The 24,733-nt window shown below is 38.5% G+C and carries 22 protein-coding genes and 2 tRNA genes; 10 read left to right on the forward strand and 14 right to left on the reverse strand.

Annotated elements, in window-relative coordinates:
- The first annotated feature begins 165 nt into the window (after nt 1-165).
- On the forward strand, nt 166-1,725 hold the full coding sequence (locus tag PSF28_RS05625) for a BCCT family transporter (RefSeq protein ID WP_272684762.1): 1,560 nt from the start codon (nt 166-168) through the stop codon (nt 1,723-1,725).
- A gap of 86 nt (nt 1,726-1,811) precedes the next feature.
- Here PSF28_RS05625 and rimI read toward each other — a convergent pair whose 3' ends face one another.
- Both rimI and PSF28_RS05635 read right to left on the reverse strand, forming a co-directional pair.
- On the reverse strand, nt 1,812-2,264 hold the full coding sequence (rimI, locus tag PSF28_RS05630) for a ribosomal protein S18-alanine N-acetyltransferase (protein ID WP_196718586.1): 453 nt from the start codon (nt 2,262-2,264) through the stop codon (nt 1,812-1,814).
- A complete protein-coding gene (locus tag PSF28_RS05635; protein ID WP_272684763.1) occupies nt 2,233-2,643 on the reverse strand; it encodes a DNA polymerase III subunit psi in 411 nt (136 codons plus the stop codon). The genes rimI and PSF28_RS05635 overlap by 32 nt, the downstream gene beginning before the upstream one ends.
- Before the next feature lie 133 nt (nt 2,644-2,776).
- Here PSF28_RS05635 and rsmC point away from each other — a divergent pair, with 133 nt between their 5' ends.
- From rsmC to PSF28_RS05650, 3 genes are all read left to right on the forward strand, one after another.
- Entirely contained in the window at nt 2,777-3,790 is a 1,014-nt protein-coding gene (gene rsmC / locus PSF28_RS05640) for a 16S rRNA (guanine(1207)-N(2))-methyltransferase RsmC (RefSeq protein WP_272684764.1), read from the forward strand.
- A gap of 196 nt (nt 3,791-3,986) precedes the next feature.
- Nucleotides 3,987-4,072: transfer RNA gene (locus PSF28_RS05645), tRNA-Leu, on the forward strand.
- 47 nt (nt 4,073-4,119) lie between these two features.
- Nucleotides 4,120-4,205: transfer RNA gene (locus PSF28_RS05650), tRNA-Leu, on the forward strand.
- A 108-nt stretch (nt 4,206-4,313) separates the two neighbouring features.
- Here PSF28_RS05650 and PSF28_RS05655 read toward each other — a convergent pair.
- From PSF28_RS05655 to PSF28_RS05680, 6 genes are all read right to left on the reverse strand, one after another.
- Complete coding sequence (locus PSF28_RS05655; protein WP_272665662.1) at nt 4,314-4,568, reverse strand: DUF1435 family protein; 255 nt, start codon at nt 4,566-4,568, stop codon at nt 4,314-4,316.
- A 118-nt stretch (nt 4,569-4,686) separates the two neighbouring features.
- Nucleotides 4,687-5,217 carry a GNAT family N-acetyltransferase gene (locus PSF28_RS05660; RefSeq protein WP_210837036.1) on the reverse strand — a complete coding sequence of 177 codons (531 nt, stop codon included), beginning with the start codon at nt 5,215-5,217 and terminating at the stop codon, nt 4,687-4,689.
- Nucleotides 5,218-5,422: 205 nt separating this feature from the next.
- Nucleotides 5,423-6,862, reverse strand: coding sequence for an alkaline phosphatase (gene phoA / locus PSF28_RS05665; RefSeq protein ID WP_272684765.1), 1,440 nt, complete (start codon nt 6,860-6,862; stop codon nt 5,423-5,425).
- A gap of 181 nt (nt 6,863-7,043) precedes the next feature.
- Nucleotides 7,044-8,612, reverse strand: a complete 1,569-nt coding sequence (locus tag PSF28_RS05670) for an alpha/beta hydrolase-fold protein (protein ID WP_272684766.1) — start codon at nt 8,610-8,612, stop codon at nt 7,044-7,046.
- A 58-nt stretch (nt 8,613-8,670) separates the two neighbouring features.
- Nucleotides 8,671-9,285, reverse strand: a complete 615-nt coding sequence (locus PSF28_RS05675; protein ID WP_247605317.1) for a DUF3156 family protein — start codon at nt 9,283-9,285, stop codon at nt 8,671-8,673.
- A complete protein-coding gene (locus PSF28_RS05680) occupies nt 9,260-10,750 on the reverse strand; it encodes an APC family permease (protein ID WP_198642066.1) in 1,491 nt (496 codons plus the stop codon). The genes PSF28_RS05675 and PSF28_RS05680 overlap by 26 nt, the downstream gene beginning before the upstream one ends.
- A gap of 397 nt (nt 10,751-11,147) precedes the next feature.
- Between PSF28_RS05680 and PSF28_RS05685 the strand changes: the two genes are divergently transcribed.
- Nucleotides 11,148-11,810, forward strand: coding sequence for a helix-turn-helix domain-containing protein (locus PSF28_RS05685; protein ID WP_210837032.1), 663 nt, complete (start codon nt 11,148-11,150; stop codon nt 11,808-11,810).
- Nucleotides 11,811-11,818: 8 nt separating this feature from the next.
- On the opposite strand, the gene PSF28_RS05690 is transcribed toward PSF28_RS05685, so the two are convergent.
- From PSF28_RS05690 to PSF28_RS05710, 5 genes are all read right to left on the reverse strand, one after another.
- Nucleotides 11,819-12,562, reverse strand: coding sequence for an SDR family oxidoreductase (locus PSF28_RS05690; protein WP_272684285.1), 744 nt, complete (start codon nt 12,560-12,562; stop codon nt 11,819-11,821).
- Nucleotides 12,563-12,690: 128 nt separating this feature from the next.
- On the reverse strand, nt 12,691-14,184 hold the full coding sequence (locus PSF28_RS05695; RefSeq protein WP_272684767.1) for an aldehyde dehydrogenase family protein: 1,494 nt from the start codon (nt 14,182-14,184) through the stop codon (nt 12,691-12,693).
- A 28-nt stretch (nt 14,185-14,212) separates the two neighbouring features.
- A complete protein-coding gene (locus tag PSF28_RS05700; protein ID WP_096865186.1) occupies nt 14,213-14,581 on the reverse strand; it encodes a cupin domain-containing protein in 369 nt (122 codons plus the stop codon).
- Between the two features lie 49 nt (nt 14,582-14,630).
- A complete protein-coding gene (locus PSF28_RS05705) occupies nt 14,631-15,935 on the reverse strand; it encodes an NAD(P)/FAD-dependent oxidoreductase (RefSeq protein ID WP_272684768.1) in 1,305 nt (434 codons plus the stop codon).
- Nucleotides 15,936-16,275: 340 nt separating this feature from the next.
- Nucleotides 16,276-17,019, reverse strand: coding sequence for a helix-turn-helix transcriptional regulator (locus tag PSF28_RS05710; protein ID WP_210840405.1), 744 nt, complete (start codon nt 17,017-17,019; stop codon nt 16,276-16,278).
- A 265-nt stretch (nt 17,020-17,284) separates the two neighbouring features.
- Here PSF28_RS05710 and uriH point away from each other — a divergent pair, with 265 nt between their 5' ends.
- Complete coding sequence (uriH, locus tag PSF28_RS05715; protein WP_210840406.1) at nt 17,285-18,229, forward strand: uridine-preferring nucleoside hydrolase UriH; 945 nt, start codon at nt 17,285-17,287, stop codon at nt 18,227-18,229.
- Nucleotides 18,230-18,272: 43 nt separating this feature from the next.
- Here uriH and PSF28_RS05720 read toward each other — a convergent pair whose 3' ends face one another.
- On the reverse strand, nt 18,273-19,259 hold the full coding sequence (locus PSF28_RS05720; protein ID WP_004914830.1) for a glycosyltransferase: 987 nt from the start codon (nt 19,257-19,259) through the stop codon (nt 18,273-18,275).
- 301 nt (nt 19,260-19,560) lie between these two features.
- Between PSF28_RS05720 and PSF28_RS05725 the strand changes: the two genes are divergently transcribed.
- The 4 genes from PSF28_RS05725 (at nt 19,561) to idi (ending at nt 23,948) form a co-directional block, all read left to right on the forward strand.
- Complete coding sequence (locus tag PSF28_RS05725; RefSeq protein ID WP_272684769.1) at nt 19,561-20,475, forward strand: DUF808 domain-containing protein; 915 nt, start codon at nt 19,561-19,563, stop codon at nt 20,473-20,475.
- Between the two features lie 373 nt (nt 20,476-20,848).
- Nucleotides 20,849-22,606: a nitrate/nitrite two-component system sensor histidine kinase NarX gene (narX, locus tag PSF28_RS05730; protein ID WP_210840411.1), complete on the forward strand. Its 1,758-nt coding sequence runs from the start codon at nt 20,849-20,851 to the stop codon at nt 22,604-22,606.
- An 18-nt stretch (nt 22,607-22,624) separates the two neighbouring features.
- Entirely contained in the window at nt 22,625-23,281 is a 657-nt protein-coding gene (narL, locus tag PSF28_RS05735) for a two-component system response regulator NarL (protein WP_004914835.1), read from the forward strand.
- A 145-nt stretch (nt 23,282-23,426) separates the two neighbouring features.
- Nucleotides 23,427-23,948: an isopentenyl-diphosphate Delta-isomerase gene (gene idi, locus PSF28_RS05740; RefSeq protein ID WP_272684770.1), complete on the forward strand. Its 522-nt coding sequence runs from the start codon at nt 23,427-23,429 to the stop codon at nt 23,946-23,948.
- Nucleotides 23,949-24,733 lie beyond the last annotated feature (785 nt).

Below are 24,733 nucleotides of genomic sequence, written 5' to 3' on the forward strand. Positions count from 1 at the left end.
TGTTAATAATTAGTTAATTACTTGTTGACTACGTAATCTTTGCATGGCTATTCTCTGTAAACCAAAAGTAGCATTTAACAAAAAAGTACCCTTAAAAACAAAACGAGTATTCCCTGCAAACCAACTCTCATAAAAGAAAAATAAGTGAGCAACTGGAGAAGAGGTATGATGAATCACAAAAAATCCGTATTTTACGTGTCGCTAGCCTTTAGTCTGGCGTTAATCAGTTTTGGTGCATTTATTCCTGATAAACTGGAAGCTTTTTCACATTCCGCCTTAAGTTTTATCTATAACAACCTAGGTTGGTTTATCCTCGGTTCCGTTTTTATCTTTTTCAGCTTCTGTATGTTTCTTGGATTTTCCAAATTTGGTCACATACGTCTTGGTGATGACAATGATAAGCCGGAATACAGCACAGTCACTTGGATTGCGATGTTATTCAGTGCCTCAATTGGTATCAGTTTGATGTTCTGGGGAGTGGCAGAGCCTGTTTCCTATTATATCAGCCCACCCGTTGGTCAAGGTTCAACAGAACAATCTGCCAAAGCAGCCATGCAATATGTCTATCTACACTGGGGGGTTTCCGCATGGGCTTGTTATGCACTCGTTGGTGTGGCTTTAGGCTATTTCCAATTTAGAAAAAAGCTGCCATCCTCACTTAGTTCTGTTTTCTATCCCTTAATTGGGGATCGGATCTACGGCTCTGTCGGGAAATGGATCAATATATTGGTGATGTTATCGGTCGTTATTGGTATCGCCACATCATTAGGCTTTGGTACACTACAAGTTAACAGTGGTATGAATTACTTATGGGGATTGCCCATTAGTATTTATGTACAAATTGGTTTAATTGCTATCATTACTGTTGTTTATGTTGCTTCGACAATTTCCGGGTTACAAGGCGCAATCAAACACCTATCAAACTTAAATATCATACTTGCTCTAGGATTGATGGCATTCATCTTTCTCTCTGGCCCCACCCAAACTATCTTAAAAGTTTTATTCCAAGGTATTGGTGACTACGTCCAAAATTTTGTCAGCATGTCATTTCGCACTGAACCCTATAATGACGGTACTTGGATTGCTAACTGGACATTGTTTTACTTTGGCTGGTGGATTGCATGGGCGCCGTTAGTTGGGAGCTTTGTCGCTCGTATATCGAAAGGAAGAACAATTAAAGAGTTTATGATTGGCGCGGTGTTTATTCCTGTATTAAGTGCTTTTGCTTGGTTTGCGGTCATGGGTGGGTCAGCAATCCATCTTATTCAAAATCTAGGCCAAACAGCACTGGCTGATGCCGTAAAAACCGATGTCACATCTGCATTGTTTAAGTTCTTGGACTATTTCCCTGCATCAACATTTATTAGTGTTTTAGCCATTGTCTTAGTGCTGATTTTCTTTATTACTTCTGCTAACTCAGCGGTATTTGTACTGGGAATGGTCAGCGAAAATGGGAACCCGAATCCTTCTCATGTCACTAAAACCATTTGGGGAATCATTATTGCAGCAATCGCGATCGTGCTAATTATGACTGGTGGATTATCAGGTTTGCAATCCGCACTGGTTGCCATGGCTGTGCCGTTATCCATCATGATGCTAATTATGTGTTATTCCACCTATAAAGGCCTAAATGAAGAAATCAACGCACAAGCTGCGGCAAAAAAAGAGTTAAAAGATAATATCCAAATAATTAGTAAACCTATTCTTCCTGAAATTGAAAAATAATCGTCACTAAAAGCACAAACCCCAGTATGTCTGACAACATATTGGGGTTTTAATTATATTAGTAATAAATTATTTGTTACTTAAATTTATTCATCGGAAAATAGAGTTAAAGCAAGTACTAAAGCATCTTCTCGGCCTTTTTTGGCAGGGTAGTAATCTTTACGTACCGTTACTTGGTGAAAACCTAGCTTATCGTATAAATGCAAAGCTGATGCATTTGATTCCCTCACTTCTAACCATAATGTGAGAATGCCTTTCTTTATGAGTTCCTTGATAAGCTCTTCTAGCAACAAACGGCCATACCCTTTCCCTTGGTAATCAGGGTGAATAGCAATATTGAATAGGGTCGCCTCATCAAGAACACATTGTGTTATCGCATAACCAATAATTTGATTATTAACAGAAATCTTCAAGTTATGGTACTTTTCCCCTTGATTTCCATAAAAAACTCTCTCAGTCCACGGAAAATCATGGCTTAACTTCTCAATTAAGTACGCAGTTGCGAGATCAGATTGCTTTAGTGTTGAAATTTTCATCATATTGATAAATTTGTTTCCATAGTGCCCGTTTAGCGCCACAGCTTGTATTTAGCTCAGACAAAACAGGTGAAGTAAACATGACTTTTGAACCTTCAGGCTGGATTTCATCACCTAATACCCAACATGGTGTTATTATTGGTGTTGGGATTAAACCTAATTGCTCTGAATTGACACAAACCACATCGTCCTGTGCAATATTCATGGAAAGAAAAATATCTTTTAGCAATTGGCTATTTAAATCAAGGTTCTCATCAGTAATAATAATAAGCTTAGTCGACGCTGGGATCCTTACACCACGTTCACCACGTAACACGGCAGGATTTCTCACCATCCATTGAGTGATCCCCATTTGTTCTAAAAGCCTGTCACGTCGTGTCATTTGATTTTCCAGTCGCAATTTTACAACCACATCTTATCAAAGGGGATTAATAGCGCCAACAGAGCAATGCTATTTCTCTTATCTTTGGTAAGATGTCATCGGTTTTTTTATTATTTTAGGAGATTGACAGAATATGTCATTACTGACACCTGCCAGCGAAGTTATTCAACGCCATCTCGAGCATTTTACAGATCGTCATGTCATTTTGGCTGGTGACATTCAGGATGAGCTTGCTGCAACCTTAGAAGCAGCTAGTGTTCGCGTCATCACCAACCAGTATCATCACTGGCAACGCTTACAACCGTTAATGGGTGATATGGCGTTATTCTCTGCCACAACCCCAGCAGAATTTATCCAGCCTTGCGATACTCTCATTTATTTTTGGCAAAAAAACAAGCAAGAAGCCTGCTTCCAACTCGATGACCTTTGTACTCACCTTGCTGCGGGTAGCCAAATTTTTATCGTCGGCGAGAATCGCAGTGGTGTTAAAAGCGCCGAATCCATTATGGAAGGGATCGCTAACTTACAAAAAATCGACTCTGCACGCCGTTGTGGCTTGTACTATGGTGAATTAGAACAACCCACAACCTTTGATATTGCTCGCTGGTGGCGTCATTATCAAATTGATAATGTTAGAATTAACGCATTGCCTGGGGTATTTAGCCATAATGAGCTTGATATCGGTAGTGACCTACTGTTGTCGACGCTAACTGACCCAATGAGCGGTGATCTGCTTGATCTCGCCTGTGGTAATGGCGTGATCGCTACAGTGAGCGGCACACAAAACTCAGAGATCAAGCTCACTTTAAGTGATGTCAGTGCGTCTGCACTTGATTCCGCAGCATCTACTCTTGAGGCCAATAAACTGGTCGGCAGAGTCATCGCAAGTGATGCTTACTCGGATATTAACGATAAGTTTGATTGGATTATTTCAAATCCACCATTCCATGATGGCCTAAATACCAGTTATCGTGCGGTTGAAAATATGATTTACCAAGCCCCTAAATACCTGAAAAAAGGTGGACGTTTGCGCATCGTGGCTAATGCTTTCTTACCATACCCTGATTTGCTCGATAAAGCTTTTGGTAGTCACGAAGTACTTGCCAAAACAGGAAAATTTAAAGTTTACCAAGCAGTTAAGCGTTAATTTAATCGCTAATAATTTAGACTAAAGCACAATTAATCGTACTACTCATTGGCTGGTGATCCTTTACCGGCCATTTTTTCATCAATCAAAAAATACTTCATAAAAAAATTATTGACGTTCGTCGAAATTAGCCTAAAATCCGCACCACATTATTGCTGGCTAGAAGCATTGATGAATCAAAGTTTAGTTAGGTATTGCGAGGGTGGCGGAATTGGTAGACGCGCTAGCTTCAGGTGTTAGTGTCCTATGGACGTGGGGGTTCAAGTCCCCCCTTTCGCACCACTAGCTTTGTATAAATCACAATAATGTAGTATTGACGAGACAGTATTGCGAGGGTGGCGGAATTGGTAGACGCGCTAGCTTCAGGTGTTAGTGTCCTTCGGACGTGGGGGTTCAAGTCCCCCCTTTCGCACCACTGGTCAGTCATTGTTTATAACACCCTGCCCATTTGACCTTCCTTGTACAACTAGCACTGCCCTAATTCTCTATTTTGTTCTATTTAATCACTGATTAGATGATAGCACTACCTTTGTAGAACAAAGGCCATCATAAAACATGTGAGTGAAATAACTGCGGGGATAATCAATAAACGCCGCGAACCGCGATTAAATAGCATCCCAGCGGTTGCTACCATCATGGTAATCATAATGATTTTTAGATTATCTAAGCCCATATTATTGAGTATATAAGCAATGCTCAGCAATATCACAGCAAAAACACCCCAAAGGCCAGCACCTATTCGCCTTAAACCTGTGGTTTTTGATATGCTAGTTGGCATAGTGACCTCAACACCCTTAAATGATAATGATTATCAATCATATCTAGTTTCTAGTAAATTTCAATGCTTTTTTATTTCACCACGCTATAAATTAACACTTATTTTACAAAATAAAAACTTACGAAAATAGATAAATAAAATGAATATCTTCGGGCTCCAATGCAAATAATTCAGGGTCAGGCTGGGCAATTAAGGAACAACCGAGATGTTGATAAAAGTGCACCGTATTTTCTGAAGGTGTCGCAGAAATATATAACCCTTTTGCCCCTTTTTGTTTCGCCATTTCAACACATTGTTGGAATAACATCCCTGCTAACCCTTTACCACGATATGAGTGGCTCACATGTAGAAAAGACAATTGCAGTAAATTTTTTTGTTCACCGCGCCACACATTATCTAAACTTGCGGCGGCAATTAGCTTGCCCTGCTCAAAAACCCCAAGAAATACCGCTCCTTGGTCATAGCTTTCCAACAAATGAGGGGTATAAGCTTCAGGTTCGCCTTCTGGCCAACCTTTCATATCAAACCGCTGTTTGGATAGCACCAACTCACCATTTTGATATAGATAAAGGTTTTCAATTAATTCAGTGCGGTCGATAGACCAAACAGATGGGATTTCCTCTCGTTGCAGTTCGCGAACTTCTCTCATTATGTCATTCTCATTATTCGTGCCTATGAATAAGCACATTTATTGTTATTTAATAAATCAATTTATCAAGATAATGAATAAAAAAAGAAGTGCAAATGTTTAGTACGTTTATTGAGGAATGGTTGAAAAATAAGAAAAAAAGGGCTAGAAATAAAAAAACTCCCCGCAACATCCTATTGCGGAGAATTTTTACTACAGGGTTGGTTTATTGCTTCAATCCCATTGCATCGCGCATGGTAAAGAACAAATCAGTTTGGTCAGTCAGACCCATTACGTTTGCCGCATGTGGACCATAAGCTGCCACACGTAACTGAGCACCTGTGTGCTCTTGAGAATCATCTTCTTCAGAGTTACCGTAATTTACCACCATCACAGAACCGTCTTTAGTAATCAACGCTTGCGTTAAACCCGTTGATTTAGTGCCTTCTGGAATAATTTGGCTTGAATGAGAATGGTCAGCAGTCACGATAACTAATGTATCACCATGTTTTTTAGCGAAATCTAAGCCAACTTGTATAGCTTGGTCGAGAGCAACCGTTTCACCAATTTGACCACATGGATTTGCTTTATGGTCTTGCTTATCGATAGAAGCGCTTTCAACCTGCAAGAAGAAACCATTTGGGTTGACTTCTAACAGCTCAATCGCTTTTTTCGTCATTTGAGCCAATGTTGGTGCATTCGGGTCTAACTTAGCATTCGGTTTACATTCTAACGGCGCATTGTTGATATTACCGTAATGAACCGCTTTCGGGCCTTCCCATGCAACAGTCATGTTGCCATCATGGAATAAGCCCAGAACAGGTTTATCTTGATTTGCAACAGTAATGCTGTCTAATGACTTAGCGTCACGCACAATATTATACCCACGCTCAATCGCCTGTTGCTCCAACGTTTTACCTTTGTAGTCACCCGCCTTTGCTTCTTGTTTGAAGCTCTTAGCTCCACCACCAAGGGTGACATCTGGGCGAGTTACCAACAGTTGCTCTGAAATTGAACCACGACCGCCATTTTCTAGCGCGTTAGCCGCACATTTTTCTGCTGTTTCCTCAGGGCCATAACATTTACGAGCACTCACATGCGAAAACTGTGCAGCTGGCGTAGCGTCTTGAATCTCAGAAGTTGTGACGTTACCCGTCGCTTTACCATTACGTTTAGCTATCTCAATTAATGTCTCATGGTCGTTACCAAATACATCAATCCCTAATGCACCATTGTAGGTTTTTACACCAGAAGACCACGCCGTGGCAGACGCTGCAGAGTCAGTCACATAGTCTGGTTTTTGGGTTTTCTTATCTAACGCATAATGGGTATATTGGCCTGTAATTGGTAGGGCATCGATACCTTTAAAGAACCCTGAAGCACCTTCTGCATAGTTACGAGCAACGGTTATCTCTGAGTCACCCATACCATCACCAATAAACAGAATCACATTTTTGGCTTGGCCATTGTGAAGTGCCGCTTTCATGATATCAGTTTGCTCTGTCGCTAAACGACGCGCACCTCCAAATTTTGTGATATCACCTTGCGCCGCACGGTTTTCTGACACCGCATCATTTTTATCAGCCGCGTAGGCAGGGACTGCACTTCCTAAAATTAAAGTACTTACCGTGACAGCTAAAAGGGATTTCATAAAATTACCAGTCATAACTGTTTCCTTGCCAATCAATAATGAAAAGAGAAAATGTGTATTTCAAATAATGACAGGCATGCTAAAGGAGCTAGATGACAGTTGAATGACGCTTTTATGGCGAAATGAAGACGTTTGTCATAAATATGAAAAAGCAGCTAAATATAAGCTGCTTTTTGTGAATTAGCGTTATGGCAATTTACCATTGAGACACAAGTTGATTTGTTCCCTCATAAAGCGTTTCACACCAAGAAACGTAGTCGTGCCCGCTAGGTAACTCAATGGCATCCACTTGATAACCTTTGTGTTTTAGCACATCCAGTAATCGGTAGTGGTTTTGAATAATCCCCCCCCAACTGCCACGTTGCTCGAATAAGCCAGCCTCAAGAAAAAAACGGATCGGTTGCGTTGGCATGATTTCGATTTCACGAATTAACCACTCAGGGTCTTTATCTTTTGGAGCCCACCAATAAGATCCTGACATACTGATGACATTACCGAAGATTTCAGGATGTTGTAATGCATTCCATGTCGCGCCAATCCCACCATAACTGGAACCCGCAATAATCGTATGGCTTGCAGGCGCTTGAATTCCCATTTGTGCTAATTGAGGCATAAGCTCATCTGCCAGCAACTTAGGAAAGGCATCGTTTGGGGGGAGCTCATCTCCACGACGCTCTGAATTTATGCTATCAACAAATACAATATTCATAGCTGGAAAACTCCCCTGGTTCATCCACTTATCAAAGAATTTCTCCATTTGATAGTTTTGCAGGTAAATTTGCCCATCCAATAGCAACAATAACGCCGGTGTTTCCATTGGTATATTTGGTTGATAAACCGTTATTTTTCTTTCGTTTTTTAATATTTTACTTGCCAACGTAAAAGTCTCTAAACGGCCTTTAATCTGCCGATTTTCTATATTAGGGAAGTGACACTGGCGTATGTTCGGTACCAATGATAACAACGAAAAACGGTTATATTTATCGACATTTAGGGAAGGAATAACATGAGAATTATATGGGTCAGACTGCGCTGTGACTAAAATAGCTTTACGTTGGGCAAAACCGCCTTCCGGTACAGAAGGGATATCAGGTGCAATTTTATATTGCGATAACGTATCATTAGGGATGATAAAAGAACGATACCAAATATCCGTTCCCGCCAAGTGGGCCATTCTTTCGTGATTACCTGACGGCGCACCTAGAATATAGGCGTTTGCTTTCGCACCACGCCAAAGGAATGTCACCCGTTTTTGTCTATTTGAAAAATCTTCAACCAATGGCGTTCCTTGCGCGGCGACGGCTTGCCAAAATGCGCTTGTATCACCATTTTGATAATATTCATCAAGTAAACTTTGCAGCTTGGGGCTAACGGGCTCATTATCCTTTTTAATGGCTAAAGGCTGGTACTGGGTGACATCAAACTTTAATTGCCAGGGCTTACCCGGCTCACCATTCAACGCTAAATAATAAACCCCATTTTTTGATACTAAATAATCCGCACTATGAGGTTCTTGAACTGAACCGTACTCTTGCAATGCACGCACTGGCTGTTTATTGGAATCCAATAACAGAACCTTGGAAAGACCCTCACCGCGTTGTTTTATAAAATCTTGCTGCGATACTTCAAAAGATAAGCAGCTATGACCTTCGCTATCATGTACCCCTTCAGCAAAGGAAAGCTCAGATAAACGCATACAGTCAGCGTGTGTTGCCATCACCGCAGAAGAAAACAACATACAACCTAAAAGAGGCAAAGATTTCACATCAAATTCCAGCGAGTCAATTGATAATAATTATTACTATCAAAAAACTCTTTTAAACTCAATGGCTCGCAGCACGTTTTTCCACCAGTTGGTTAATTAACTGCAGCGCGCTCAATAAATAATAGCGTTGTTTTTTTATTAATCTCAAATAACGGCGAGTCGCGGGAATGCGGCTCACCATTTCTGATGCCGTGTAAGGCTCAATTTCACAACGCCAACGACCTCGGCTAAACTCTATCTCGCAATGATTAAATTCCAGCTCTTCTAATGTTTGCCTAATAATCGGGTACTCATTCAGCCATTCAATAACTTTCTGCCCATCCATCTGTTTCGAAACAAAATGGACATGCTTCTTCTTTATAGTTCCACGGGTTTTTACTTCAATTTTTGCATTGATACTATCTGCGCATTGGCCAGATACCGTAAAACGGCTATACACGATAAAAGCGAGAAACAATTTTCTTGCCCGTTCAGTCACCTCAATCGTTAATTCAGGTTGAAGCTGCACATGGAGCACTCCGGGTGCCCCCCACTCACATGAATAAGGCGCCATGTCCTTCTCAACACGATTAAGTGTCAATCCTGTTTGATATCCGGCAGGCAAACGTTGCTGGGTAAGCTTACCGATTTTCTTCCACAAAGACGGTTTAGGCGAGGTTACGTAATGGCTCAAGTTGGCCTCCTTCCATTTCTTCATCAGCGAAGGAATTAGATAAAACGTATTCAACATCCACAGGTTTAAATGGGTTCACTTTCTGCACGAAAACGGTCCAAATTAATGCATATCCAGCTGTTAAACCTAACATAATGGCAAAGGGAATATAGATATCCGATTTATTCATGCCTGGTGGAGTGATGTACACAATCGCTAAAATAATCCCGACACTCGAAATAATTTGCGGTATAGGGAAAAAAGGCGAACGATAGGCGCGATGTAAGTCAGGTCGACGAATACGCAATAACACCACTGAAATCGTTACCAGCAAGTAAGCCGTGCCCCAAGAACACACCGCCGCCAGTACCAATGGAATGATACGGTCAAGGTCGCCTTGAATAGCAAAAGCGTGCAAACATGGGATCATTACAGCCACTAAAATACCGAATACTGGAGTTTTGAAACGTGGATGTAAATAAGCAAAGATGCGTGGTAATGCCCCATCAAGTGCCATTCCATAAAGAATGCGAGGAACCGCTGCCATTAACGTATTGATGGTCGCTCCACCAGCCAGTAATAACGCAATGCCTATCCAGTATTTACCAAACTCACCCATAACAATTTCGGCGAATGCAGGGATTGCCATCGGTGTTTCAAGTAAACGCGTACCTGTCTGCGGGTCAACGACCACATTTTCCACTTGGTTCGCTAGTGCAGCACCGAATAACACCATACAGAGTGCGACACAAAATAAACCCGTTGTCATCGCACGGGGAATCACTTTCGCGGAATTTTTAATTTCAGGTGCCATTGGGGTCACTAGCTCACAACCCACAAACATGAACATTGCCATACCAACAAAGCTCAGTATTAGTGTTGGGTCCGTATTGAGTGGCTGACCAAACCAGCCGTCCATATCCACATGAAATGGCAATAACAGCCCACTCACACTAAAAATCACTAACGTGGACCACATGGCAAATGTCAGTACAACCTCGACCTTACCAAAGGCTTCAATACCAAATGCGTTTAAGATACCAAACGTGACAACCAGCCCAACACCAACCATCCAAGATGAGTTACTGGTCTCTAAGACCGTGTTGAGATGTTCAAAATTAACGAGAGCCATAATCCCTGACAGAATAGTTTCGGCAGTTCCTGCAAACACATGCACAATCAAGTAAGCCGAAAGCGCACCTGTTATCGCCCAAAAACGCCCCATCCCACAAGAGATATAGTCATATACTGAGCCTGACGTTGGTAAAATTGCCGCAGCCTCCGAAAATGTGGTTAGCTGAGCTTGCATCATAATGAAACTAAGTAGTACCGCTAAAGCAAACGTATCGCCACCTATACCGAATCCACTCGTGACGGTTAAAATAACAGGACTGGCCATAATCAAGCCAGCAGAACTCGCCAAGGTGGTCGGAAAGCCAACTTTCCCTTTTTCTAAATGTGTCGACAATTTTGAGGATAAATTCATCTTGCTTCCCTCTCACTCTCTACCTAGCTATTAATGTGAATTTTTTGTAAAAACAAAGTAATTTCATATCCACTATAGAAATAAGCTTAAATCCACTGCTATCGTTCTAAAGGACGATACCCAGAGAGAGGGGAAATAAAGTATAGCTCGCGAAAAGTACCCATATTTTTAAGAACAAAAAAAATAATTAAAGCAATATCAACATGTAGCAAACAAATCACTTGTTAATATATTAATAAATATCTGTCTAAAGATACCAAAAAGCAGAAAACCAATATTCATGAGGTATTCATGAGTTTTAAATACTGCTATCAACTTCACGTTATTAACATGTTTATTTTATGTTAAATTAATTAAGAGGCATGATAATAATTCGATTAGTACACAAGGGAATATGATGAATTCACCATTATTCGAGCCTCATCAACAAACATTGATTGATTGCTGCCTAAATACCATTGCACATATTATTCCGGTTTCTGCATTGGTGTATTACCTCGTGAATGATCACTGCCAACCAGACAACTACGTTCTTCACGGGATACCGGCAAAAATGCACGAAGAATATCTCGCTTATTTTCACCAATTGGATCCTTTACACCCTGACCATTTTCGCAGCGATGATTTACGCTTAGTGAGAATGGATCCTGAAATACGCCAGCAAAATCAAGCTTTTTTCCATGATTTTATGCGGCCAAATAACATGACTGATATGGCTGAAATATTTATTCGTCGTAAAAATAAAATTATTGCGGGGATTTCAGTGCTGCGAGACAGTCCATTTAGCCAACAAGAAATCATGCGATTAAACACTATCTTACCTGTCGCTGAGCTGATGACATTTGATGTACTACCTGATTCATTAGTGGCTTATACCCCCAAAGAACAAGAAATTATCCATTTAGTACGAGAAGGTGCGAGCAATAAACGAATTGCACTATTACTGGGGGTTTCGCTATCAACAGTGAAGACTCACTTACGCAATATCTTCACTAAAGCAAATGTGACTAACCGAACCGAGCTTGTTTCATCCGGGTTTATCATTCACCAAGAAAAATGACAATAAATCTAACGGCCACCCGCCGCATCAATAATTGAACCTGTGACATAAGAAGATGCACCACTTAACAGCCATACGATGATTTCAGCAATCTCATGTGGTTCCCCTCCTCTTTTCATCGGTATTTGTGAAGCAACTCGGTCAACTCGACCTTCCTCACCGCCATCTTTGTGCATTTGAGTATAAATATAGCCGGGTCGAACGCCATTAACACGTATTCCTAATCCTGCAAGCTCAAGTGACAACCCTTTTGTGATCGAATCTACTGCGCCTTTAGAGGCGGCATAATCAATATATTCCCCTGCTGCACCTAAACGCGCAGCCGCAGATGAAACATTCACAATGGCTTTATCTTTGAATTGATTAAAATGGTAGGCATGTTTAATAAACTCTCGACAACAAATCAGTAATCCTGTCACATTCGTGGCCAACACCTGATTAATACGCGCTGCAGTCAGCATTTCTGTACGGCACTGCTGAAATAAAATTCCAGCATTATTCACTAAGTAATCTAAATCGCCATACTGTTCTTTGATGATTGTAAATAATTTAACAGCGTCATTTTCATCACTGATATCACATTGCAACGCATTCGCCATCCCCCCCGCCGATTGAATCTCTTGTACAACTTCATCAGCCGCTTGTTGGTCGCTTTTATAGTTAATCAGTACATGCATTCCAAGACTGCCCAATTGAATCGCTGTGGCTCTCCCAATCCCTCGGCTGCCACCTGTAATCAACACTTTCTTCATACTGTTACCTATAATGGATAATAACGAGCTTTCATCATAACCACGAATAAGCCATGGTATCTATAAAATACAAAAAAAACCCGGCACGATGGCCGGGAAATGTTGATTAATTGAATATAAATTGAACACTAATAACGCACCATGACAGATTTTAACTCTGTGTAATACTCAATAAAGGCACTACCAAATTCACGACCAATACCTGATGACTTAATGCCACCAAATGGCACTGCAGGATCAAGGAAAGTATGCATATTCACCCATACAGTTCCCGCTTCAATGCGTGAAATCATGCGCATTGCTTTACTAAGATCATTTGTCCATAAACTCGCAGCTAAACCAAACGGAGTACTATTCATCATATCAATAAGTTCTTCTTCATCATCGTAACTCAAGAAAGTCCCTATTGGTCCAAATGTTTCCTCTTTCATTAACACATCATCTGGACTACTAGCACGAATAATGGTTGGAGGCACAAAATACCCAGCACCTGCAATGGGTTGGCCACCATAAATAATTTCACTGCCCTCTTGGCGAGCTTTTTCAAACAAACCTAAGATTTTTTCATAATGCGCTTTATTGGCCAGCGGCCCCATTTCGGTTGTTTCATCCAATGGAGAACCGACTTTCATCGCAGACAAACGCGTTTTTAGTTGCGCTAATACTTCATCCATCAATTTAGATGGAATATAGAACCGCTCAGCAGCTGCGCAAATTTGCCCTTGATTTAGATATCCCGCTTCAATAATCCCATTAACAATTTTTTCAACCGGGAGGTCAGCTAAGAACGCAGCACCATTTTTCCCACCAAGCTCCAGTGTTACTCGGGTTAACTTACCTTCCATCGCTGAACGCCCTACCGCCAGCCCAGTTGGTACAGACCCCGTAAATGTCACTTTAGAACAAAGTGGATGATGAATCAGTGCCGGCCCAACTTCACGACCACCACCATTCACGATATTAATTACACCGTCAGGAATTCCCGCCTCTTTTGCCAATTCCACCACTCTTAGCATAGTTAGTGGGGTAAATTCACTTGGTTTCAACACAATCGTACAGCCACATGTTAAAGCAGCCGCTAATTTCCAAATGGAAATCATGATAGAAAAGTTCCAAGGAATAATACCAGCGACAACACCAACAGGTTCACGTTGGGTAAATGCAGAATATTTCTCACCATTAAAAGAAGGCAATGAAACATTCAATGTTTCACCGCTGATTTTCGTCGCCCAACCGGCAAAATAACGCAAAAACTGCGCAGATGACCCCACTTCAAGAAAACGAGATAATTGAATGGCTTTACCTGAACATAACGTCTCTAACTGGGCTAATTCTTCAAGGTGCTTTTCAAGCAAGTCAGCAAGGCGGTTTAAGCAATTCCCTCTTTCCATTGGTGTCGTGTTTGCCCAAACCCCTTTAAATGCAGTATGAGCCGCATTCATTGCGGCATCAACTTCCGCTAAAGTTCCTTCTTTTACTTTAGCAATAACCTGTTCAGTGGCTGGGTTAACAACATCAAAAAAAGTATCGCCCTTGCCAGAAACCGGTAACCCGTTGATAAAATGACCGTGCTGACGCTTCAAAAACTCACTGACTTCTGGTAATAGGGTTAACTCGCTCATTGTTATCACTCCACTCAATAGAAATTAATTAGGCATTTACACAAGCTAAGTAATGTTTTACGAAGCGTGGTGTATCAATTTCCCATAAAACCTCGGTACCTTTCGCGGCAAACCAGGTATCGCCTTTATGGTATTCAACCGTTACACCGGTTTTTACATCCGTTAACTTCACCGAACCTTCGTGGACTGTCGCCATTTCATCAAATGGATATACCATTTTGAACTTGCCTTTAGTACAAGCAAAAATACCGCAAGTCAGGTTATCCGTTGGTTCACCGTGGATCATGGCAACACTCGCTTGAGGATCGCCTTCAACAACCACAGAGCCTAAATTTGTCACGCTACCAATATTCAATAACTCTGGCAGTGGTTTGTTTAACAGTAATGGACTAATCATAATTTTTACCTTTAATCGATTTAAATAAACTAGTTAGGTGGATAGCGAATTAGCGACGACCTTGCCAATAACCGGATGTCTGATGCATTATTTTTGCCAACGAAACAATCACATTACGTAAACTATCTTTACCAATAATATTGGCGTGCGGGATAGAACTCATTAAGTCATAACGATGAGAACCTTCCACCATTCCTTCAGCAAGAACTTTGCACACAATCTGGCTTGGCGTAACACCAAAACCTGAATAGCCCTGTGCATAAAACACATTTTTGTGTTGTGGTAATGAACCAATTTGTGGAAATAAATTTGCACTACATGCCATTGGTCCACCCCAAGCTAATTCAATTTTGACATCTTTGAGATAGGGAAAGACTTTTAGCATTAGGTTACGATTCCATGCTTTAAGATCAGATGGAATGTATTCAAGAAAATGAGTGGAACTGCCAAATAGTAGGCGATTCTCATTCGTCACCCGGTAGTAATCTATTACAGGACGAATATCACTATAAGCACCACGGATTGGGCTAATTCGCTCGATTAATTCATCAGGCAGCTCTTCCGTCATTAATTGATATGCGTAAGTATTAATAGTTTTAGGGTAAATCGTCGGCTCAAGGCCATTTAAAAATGAATCGCAAGCCCACAGCATTTTCTGTGCTTTAACCATTCCCATCGCAGTTCTGACTTTGATGGTATTACCATATTCCACATTTAATACTTGGCTATTTTCAAATATTTTAGCGCCATATATTTCACTAATCGCTTTCGCTTCACCCAATAATAAATTCAATGAATGAACATGACCGCCACCCATGTGTTTGATCCCACAGGTATAAGCATCAGAACCAATAATCTGTTTTAGTTCTGAGCCACTGTAAAATTCAATTTCCTCATCAGGATCAACTGACTTGAAATCTTTTAGCCAACTGTGTAGGGTCTTTTCTTGGCGCTTATTGCTTCCTAAGTATGCGTAACCACGGCAAAAATCTGCATCAATATCATATTTAGCGATGCGATCACGCATGATCCCTGCGCCCATATTGCTGAGTTTAAAAATCGTTTCTAAACCCTCTGGCCCGACATATTTTTTAATTGCATCGATGTCATGGCCAATGCCTGCCATTACTTGCCCGCCATTGCGCCCTGAACCACCGTAGCCAAGGTGCCGTCCTTCCAAAATAGCGATATTGGTAATCCCTTTCTCACACAGCTCAAGCGCAGTGTGGATCCCAGAAAAACCACCACCAATAATCACCACATCAACATCAAGATCTTCCTTTAGCGTAGGAAAACGTAAGTCATACTTTTTAGTTGCAGCATAGTAAGTCAATGATTCTACTTGGTTATTCATTATGGATACCCTATTTAGTATCTTTCGATAACTCGATTATCTTAACCTTACATTAACAATTACATAGCCCTTTAGGGACATTCGAAACATAAAGTTAACAATTGTGACGCAAGTAGAATATTTAAATAATAATAAAATTTTAAAAAAAATAAAAAATAATCTAAAAATCAAACAATTAATAAACCATTCTCATGTTAATAATAATGATTATTAATTTAATTTTAGTTCATACAAATCATCTAGACAAAAATAAAAAAAATAATGCAGTAATAAAAAAGATAACAAGCCATAAAATGCTATTAAATCACTAAGTTAAAATAAATATAAAAACACATTATACTTAGCTTAACCTATTCATTAACAAGTTAAATAATTCAACCTGTGAATTAATACTTAGTTTTTGATAGATATTTTTACGATGATTTTTCACTGTTCCTAAACTAATGAAAAGCATCTGTGCAATTTGTGGTGAACCTTTACCTGCTAAGATTAATTCGACAACTTCACACTCTCTTGGTGTCAGCCCAAATCGTGTTTGCATATCAGTATATTGATAGTGGTTCGACACCGAAGAAGGAGAAACGTCTTTATGAAGTCTGACCATACTACGAATGATATCGAAGGCGTCTTTAAGTGGCGCTTGCGTATATTTGCCTGAGAAAAAAGGCCTATCTTCATTACCAAAAAAAATGCCTAATTGCCTGTCAGTTGAAATATCTAATAGCAACCCAGCTTCATCACACCACCCTGTCTTACGATAAAAATTGAGATAATAATCTGTATGGTAAAACCCTTTAGGAGCGAGTTCTTTTAATGTTAATACTTTGGAAGCCCCTCCCTTTTGGATTTCTTGGTAGAATGGGTCCATTAAATAAGCACCTCGTTGATAGATTCTATTAATACTATCGCTATTGCGGCGCTCTACTTTAGAAAGAAATCGGGGTGGAGCTCCTTTTTCAAAGGAGTAAACAATCGCATTATCGAATGCAATAAATGAAGATAACCATGATAATAAATTAGGATAAAATTGGTTAGTTGCAACAGAATCAATGACATCAGGTAGTTTTTCCAGATAGCTCTCCATTCTGCCTCCACAATTATTAACTAATTAATAAAACCCCTCTAGGCGGTTTCATTTATATTGCTTAAAACTTCATAAAGAACACATTATCTTTATAAACTCAACACGATTGTTATTAATATGTTAATCACATCACTCTCTATTAGTAACCCTAATGAATAATTTCATTACATTAGTATTCATAAAAATAGAACTTACATCACATAAAAATAAATTCATCCATATATTATGTTAATTAAAAGTAAATAACCTAATAAAAGGAGAAATAATGTCTAGCAATAAAATTATTATCGATTGTGACCCTGGCCATGATGATGCAATGGCAATTTTCTTAGCATTAGGCAATTCAAATGTAGAGTTACTTGCGGTAACGACGGTTGTCGGAAACCAAACTTTAGACAAAGTTACTTATAATGCACGCGCAATTATGGAATTCGTTAGTGCAAATGATATCCCTATCGCTGCTGGTTGCTCTAGGCCACTAGTGAGAACAATACAAACTGCCCCAGAAGTTCATGGAACAACAGGACTGGACGGCACTCACCTCCCTGAGCCCAAACTACCTATTGATCAACGCCACGCTGTGGACTTAATTATTGATACGCTAAAGTCACATCCTCCTAAAACGGTTACTCTCGTACCTATCGGAGGACTCACAAATATTGCTTTAGCCGTGAGAAAAGCACCTGAAATTGTAGGATTAGTAAAAGAAATTGTTTTAATGGGAGGAGGCTACCATACAGGCAACCGTACTGCAGTCGCTGAATTCAATATCCTTATAGACCCTGAAGCTGCTCATATCGTGTTTAATGAAACTTGGCCTATCACTATGATTGGGTTGGACCTTACACACCAAGCAAGGCCAGACGACCAAATAATGGAAGCAATTGCAGCGTTAAATACACCTGTAAGTGATTTTGTTGTTGAATCTCTAAATTACTACACGGCAGGTTACCGTAGACGTAATGGCTATACTGACCATGCTCCTGTTCACGACCTATGCGCTGTTGCTTATGTTATCGACCCATCCATAATGGAAACGATTAAGGCTCCAATTGATATCGAGCTACAAGGCGTTCTAACAACAGGTATGACAGTGACTGACTTTCGCCACCCAGCTAAAGCAGATTGCCATACACAAGTCGCCACAACATTAAATAACCCTCAGTTATGGGATATGTTTATTGCATCTCTAAAGCAACTAGAAAAATAAAAACAAAAAGGTAGCTTATAAAAACAGCTACCTTTTCAGAAGATTATGATTTGATAATTTCTTTTAACTTAGTGTAGCGTCTAATTAATCGCCATTTTAATTTTACTGTTGTTGCATGCGCCCACACTATTTGCCAATAACCCTTATCAAAAAATAGTTGTACCATTTCCTTCTGTACATCAGGTGATTTAATGGCTAATAGCGCTTGAATCACCCCTAACCCCTCCTTTCCTACCTGCCATAAGCAAGCTGGTGCCTGTTTAACTTGTTCAGGATAACGCTGGTAAATATTTAGAAGCATATCAATAATCTTCAAATACGTTTTTATCTTGCGAACAGAGCGTTCATCACCACTCAATGAATGCGAAACAGATTGGTTATGGATTAAATATCGGTAGTATTGTTCATTAATAAATTGCACGCGCTTCGCCACGAGTAAAACTTCCGTCGTCCAAGGAATGTCTTGATGATGTAACTTAGGTTCAAAGAAAAATTTGTGTTGGCGCAACATGTCTAAACGATATAAATTCAGCCAAGTTACATGCAAAAATTTGCGTGAGCTTAAGCCTATTTCAAGCCATTCAGGGCCTGAAATTACCCCAGTTGACGGAACTTTATTCGGTGGGAAAATTGCCTTTGGTGCATCACCATTAGTATAAACATAAGTCCCATTACAGGTTGCAACATCGAGGTCATTTGATAATGCGATTTCTAATAAACGCCCATACATTTGAGGGCTAATTTCATCGTCAATATCAGGGAATGTAATATATTTTCCCGTAGCCTCAACCATTCCCGTATTACGGGCAACTGATACGCCTTGATTCTCTTGATAAAGCACTTTTAAATGTACAAATTTATCTGCGTAAGACTTAATGATGTCTTCACTTTTATCTTTAGAGCCGTCATTAACAACGATCAACTCCCAATTTTCTAGCTTTTGCGCAATTAAGCTATCAAAAAACTGAGGTAAAAATTTTTCACCATTATATACAGCAACGACAATACTCAAAACTGGCTGAGAAGACATGTATTAACCCTATACCAATCTATTAAAAATTATTCATAAGCTAAATAATTAAACCAAATATAAAGCAAAGTAGCAGATAGCAATATGTTACTTCGCTAAAATTAATAATTTAGAAAAGAAAAAATCACATTGGTTCCATTGTCATAAAAATTTAATAATTTAATAATGTAAAATTCAGATATATCAATCTGCAATGGAATTATCTTATTTGTAAGTATGATTTATATTGTAATGAACTAATTATCCATTAATTGACCTAATAAACATTAATGACACCTTAAAAAATATTGAGGATATCCTTGTGGCTGGAAGTAGCTTACTCACATTACTTGATGATATTGCCGCTGTGCTAGACGATGTTTCCGTCATGACAAAAATGGCTGCCAAAAAAACATCCGGTGTTTTAGGTGATGACCTCGCACTAAACGCCCAACAAGTCACAGGTGTTTGTGCAGAGAGGGAAATTCCTGTTGTTTGTGCCGTCGCTAAAGGGTCATTTGTTAATAAATTAATACTTGTTCCTTTAGCGTTGTTAATCAGTGCGTTTATCCCTTGGGCTATCACGCCTCTACTCATGATTGGTGGAGCCTATCTTTGTTTTGAAGGAGCTGAAAAAATCACTCATAAGCTATTGCATTCTAATGCAAAAGATTCTCTTCCCCAACACCAATTGCAATTATCAGCAGAAGAACTTAAGGAATTTGAAAGTAAAAAAATCAAAGGGGCTATTCGTACCGATTTTGTTTTATCAGCTGAAATTATTGCCATCACACTCGGTATTGTTTCCACCACCTCTTTTATCAACCAAGTGGCCGTACTCTCTATCATTGCTATCGTGATGACTGTCGGTGTATATGGCTTAGTTGCAGGTATTGTAAAATTAGATGACTTAGGCTTTTATTTACAGAAAAAAACCTCTTCTTTATTAAAAAAATGTGGTAATTCCTTAATTTATGCGACTCCTTATCTGATGAAAACATTATCTATTGTAGGAACAGCTGCGATGTTTATGGTCGGTGGAGGTATCCTAACGCACGGTATCAGCTATATTTCAGAATGGATTACCGAAATATCCTTTACCGCAACCTTAACACCTATCATTGGTAGTACTATGCAGTTTATCTTACCGACCATAATTAATTTATTTTTTGGGCTAGTAACCGGCCTAATCCTTGTCGCGATAATCTCACTATTCAAAAAATTTAAAAAAGCCTAAAACAAAAAGGTAGCTCTATCGATTAGAGCTATCTTGACTCCTGCCATTCGATAGTTTTTCAGTAACATTTTTCGATATATATTATTTTACATATTGATTTTCATCGATATTTAAACTGATCTAAATCAAAGGAAATTCATCTTTAATTTAAGCTATAATACGTAGCCCCGTTCTAGACTGAATCAAATTTAATCTTATATATCAATAAATAAAAGTAAAAAACTTAAAGAGAAATTTCATTTTCTATTTTCTATTTTGTTATAACACCAGAAAATTACTACCAAAGTAGTATATTTAATATTCGCCCCTTTATGAACAATACTAGAACTATGCATTTTAAGTTCGCTAGCACGACTCTTTAAGGAAGTGACACATGCCCACACTGTATCGTCGATTTTCAATTATTAACCAAGTGATCGGCCTTATGCTACTGATTGCGATCTTAGGAATTATTGGGATGACGATTTCCAATCGAATGATTATAAGTGTACAAGGTAATGCTCACGCAATAAATAAATCAGGTTCACTACGAATGCAGAGCTACAGATTACTTTCTCTCGTCCCTCTGAATACTCAAAATCAGCGTTATCTCGACGCATTAGAATCTGACCTCATTAGCCCAGAACTGACTCAAGTTGTAAAAATTGAAAGCTTAACTCCTCAATTTGATGAGCTCTATAATTACTGGTTACATATCTTACGACCTTCATTAATGGAAGCAAATACGCCTAACGATGCAAGATACGAAGTTATATCATTTGTAAGTAAACTTGATGAGTTGGTTCATAACATTGATGAGAAAACAGAAAGAAAGATTGCTTATGTTGCTATGACACAACTGATTTTTATTAGCTTAGTCTTCTTATTACTCATGGGAACCATCTGGCACCTAAGACGAAAAATTTATTACCCATGGGTTAAATTATTATCAATGGTCAATGCGATTGGACGAAAAGATTTTAGCCAACGCTACCCAAAAAATAATAGGCAAGATGAATTAAATGCGTTAGGAGAAACGCTGAACCAGATGTCAGATGAATTAGCGCTAAGCTATCATCAACTTGAAGAAAGAGTTGCAGAAAAAACTGCAGATTTAATCACAAAAAATAAGGTGTTATCTTATTTATATCAATCAAACCAAATTCTTCATTCGTCAGATCCCCTCTATTTACGATTACAAAAAGTCCTTATTGAACTAGAAAACATTACCATACTCAAAAATCTAAGTTTACGGTTGTATGAAGAGAGTAATGAAGCATATTTTCATGAAATATGTTGCCATTCAACCGGATTATCTGAAGCGAAAACAACGCAGCTAAAACAACAAATTTCAATCGATAAACCTCTCAGCTTACAATGGGATTTATCAGACAATATGCATCGTTATGGCGTTATTATTGGTGAGATTGAAGATAATCAAATACTTTCAGACGAACAAAACAACCTTGTTTCTGTTCTAGCAAAACAGATCTCTGGTATGCTCGCGATGGAGCACCAAATAGAACAACAACAACAATTGCTTATCATGGATGAACGCTCTGCAATTGCACGCGAACTTCATGACTCTATCGCTCAGTCTTTATCTTGTTTGAAAATGCAAATTAGCTATCTGCAATTACAGCCTGAACCATTACCAGAAAAACCTCAACAGTTGTTAACGGAAATGCGCAGCGAAATTAATACCGCATATAGCCAACTGAGAGAGCTATTAACCACATTTAGACTTAAATTAATGGAACCTGGCTTACTTCCCTCATTAGAAAGTACCATTAATGAATTTAGCGAACGTATGGGGTATACAGTAACCTTAAATTACGACCTACCCGCAAAGAGTATTTCACCACACCAATCTATTCATATTATACAAATCGTCCGAGAAGCATTAACTAATATTCTAAAACATGCTAATGCAACATCGGCTGAGGTTTCATTAAAACAGTATGATGGTATTGTTACTATTACCATTACCGACGATGGTGCAGGGATCACGTCAAACACTGATAAACTTAATCATTATGGGCTTATTATTATGAGAGAAAGAGCATTAAGCCTTAATGGTAACTGTTATATTACACCTAGGCTTCAAGGTGGAACAGAGGTAAAAGTTACCTTTCCTTTATCTGACGCTTAACATACCGGAAAATCATCTATGGAAAATACAAATATAGTAAACGAAAAATCAACCATTCTACTTATTGATGATCATCCGATGCTAAGAAATGGAGTCAAACAGTTGATTAGTTTGGAATCTTCATTACAAGTTATCGGTGAAGCAGGAGATGGTAAAACAGGTATACAGATCGCTGAAGAGCAAGATCCTGATCTTATTTTACTGGATCTCAACATGCCAGGAATGAATGGTTTTGAAACTCTTGATGAACTTAGAAAAAGAGAACTATCCGGTAGAATTATTCTTTTTACTGTTTCTAATTATAGTGATGACTTAGTCAATGCACTAAAAAGAGGAGCTGATGGTTATTTACTTAAAGATATGGAGCCTGAAGAGCTTATAGTCGCCCTAAAAGAAGCCGCTAGCGGTAAGTTAGTTGTTAGTCCAACATTAGCATCTGTACTGGCTGAATCACTCAGAGACAATACCACACAGGATGATAATAATATAACTTCATTAACACCAAGGGAAGCCGATATTCTAGAACTGATCTCACAAGGCTTATCAAATAAAATGATAGCTCGTAAACTAGATATTGCAGAAAGCACAGTAAAAGTACATGTTAAACATTTACTTAAAAAGCTCAATTTAAAATCAAGGGTTGAAGCCGCTGTTTGGGTGTTACAACAAAAATAATTTTTAATCTCACAGCTATATAACCTTATAATAGCTGTGAGCTTTGAAAAAATCATGTTAACTAATAAACAGCTCTAATATGCAAACTTATATTTTTAATTATACTAAACTAGTGTAATAATTTTTATGACGGAAAATAATATAAATGGAAGATGAATTAATTTTAGTTAATGAACATGATGAACCTGTTGGTGTTATGTCAAAATTATTGGCACATCAACTCGGTTATCTACATCGAGCATTTTCAGTATTTATCTTTAATGAGCAAAATGAGCTATTAATTCAACAACGGGCTCTTCATAAATATCATTCAGCAGGGCAATGGGCAAATTCTTGCTGTAGTCATCCTAAACCTAATGAGGATACTCAGAAAGCAGCTGAACGTAGGCTTCAAGAAGAGCTAGGCTTTGTCACTCCATTGACATATGCGGGTTCCTTAATTTATAAAGCTGATGTTCAGGGAGGCTTAATTGAACATGAATATGACCATATTTATATTGGTTATTATAACCAATATATTCAACCAAATAGGGAAGAAGTCTTATCTATAAGGTGGATAAGTCTTCCTCAATTAAAACAAGAGATCGTTCTTACCCCTGAAATATTTACACCATGGTTTAAAAAAATATTGGAAGAATTTCCTTTATCAAACATTTTAAATAAATGAATTTGTAATAACTTGATTTATAATACAAATTTTAACATATAACTTTAATCATAAAAAATATTTATATAAAATCACATATCATAAAAAATACATTATAGACGAGAAAATAATTCAATTATCAATTTCATATAAATAAATAATGCTAATTTAATCTCAATTTTCAACGTAGGCTAACTAATCTTTTTCATTGTATTATTTTTAATACTTAATATTGTCATTATTATTTATTCATTGAATATAGTTGCATTTTTAATAAACTTTACTGGTATATTTCTATAGTAAGTAATCACTTAAAACTTACTGCGACCTTATTCACTATGTTTTATTAATCCCTTTTCCCCGATATATTTTTAATTGCTATAACAAGTGAGTTGTTACTCATTACTTTGTATCCACCATTAGCATTCACCACATAAATACCTAGAGTACAACCTCTTGATTTAATTCTCCTCCTCCTATTTCCCCATACTCCTTTGCTAATCAAATAGAGGTGAGTTGTCTCTATAACAAGTTAGTTGTTGCTCATTATTTTAATTAACGCTATTCCATTCATAATGAAAATAGGTTAAGCCATCAACCCACTATATCCATAGGTTTTACTAAAACTCTGCGACCCATCAAAAAAACCGTGAGCTGTTACTTACTACTTTTTATCGTGAGCTTCCATTGATGATAGTAATATTCAAGACTAATGGCCCTGCGAAGAGAAATAAAATCAAATAAATTCAGCGAGTCGTTAAAAGAAGAAAGAAGTTGGGTAGTTGTATCCATAGGTTTTACAAAAA

This window comes from Providencia sp. PROV130 (assembly GCF_028482225.1).
In the GTDB taxonomy this organism is placed as follows: Bacteria; Pseudomonadota; Gammaproteobacteria; order Enterobacterales; family Enterobacteriaceae; genus Providencia; species Providencia rettgeri.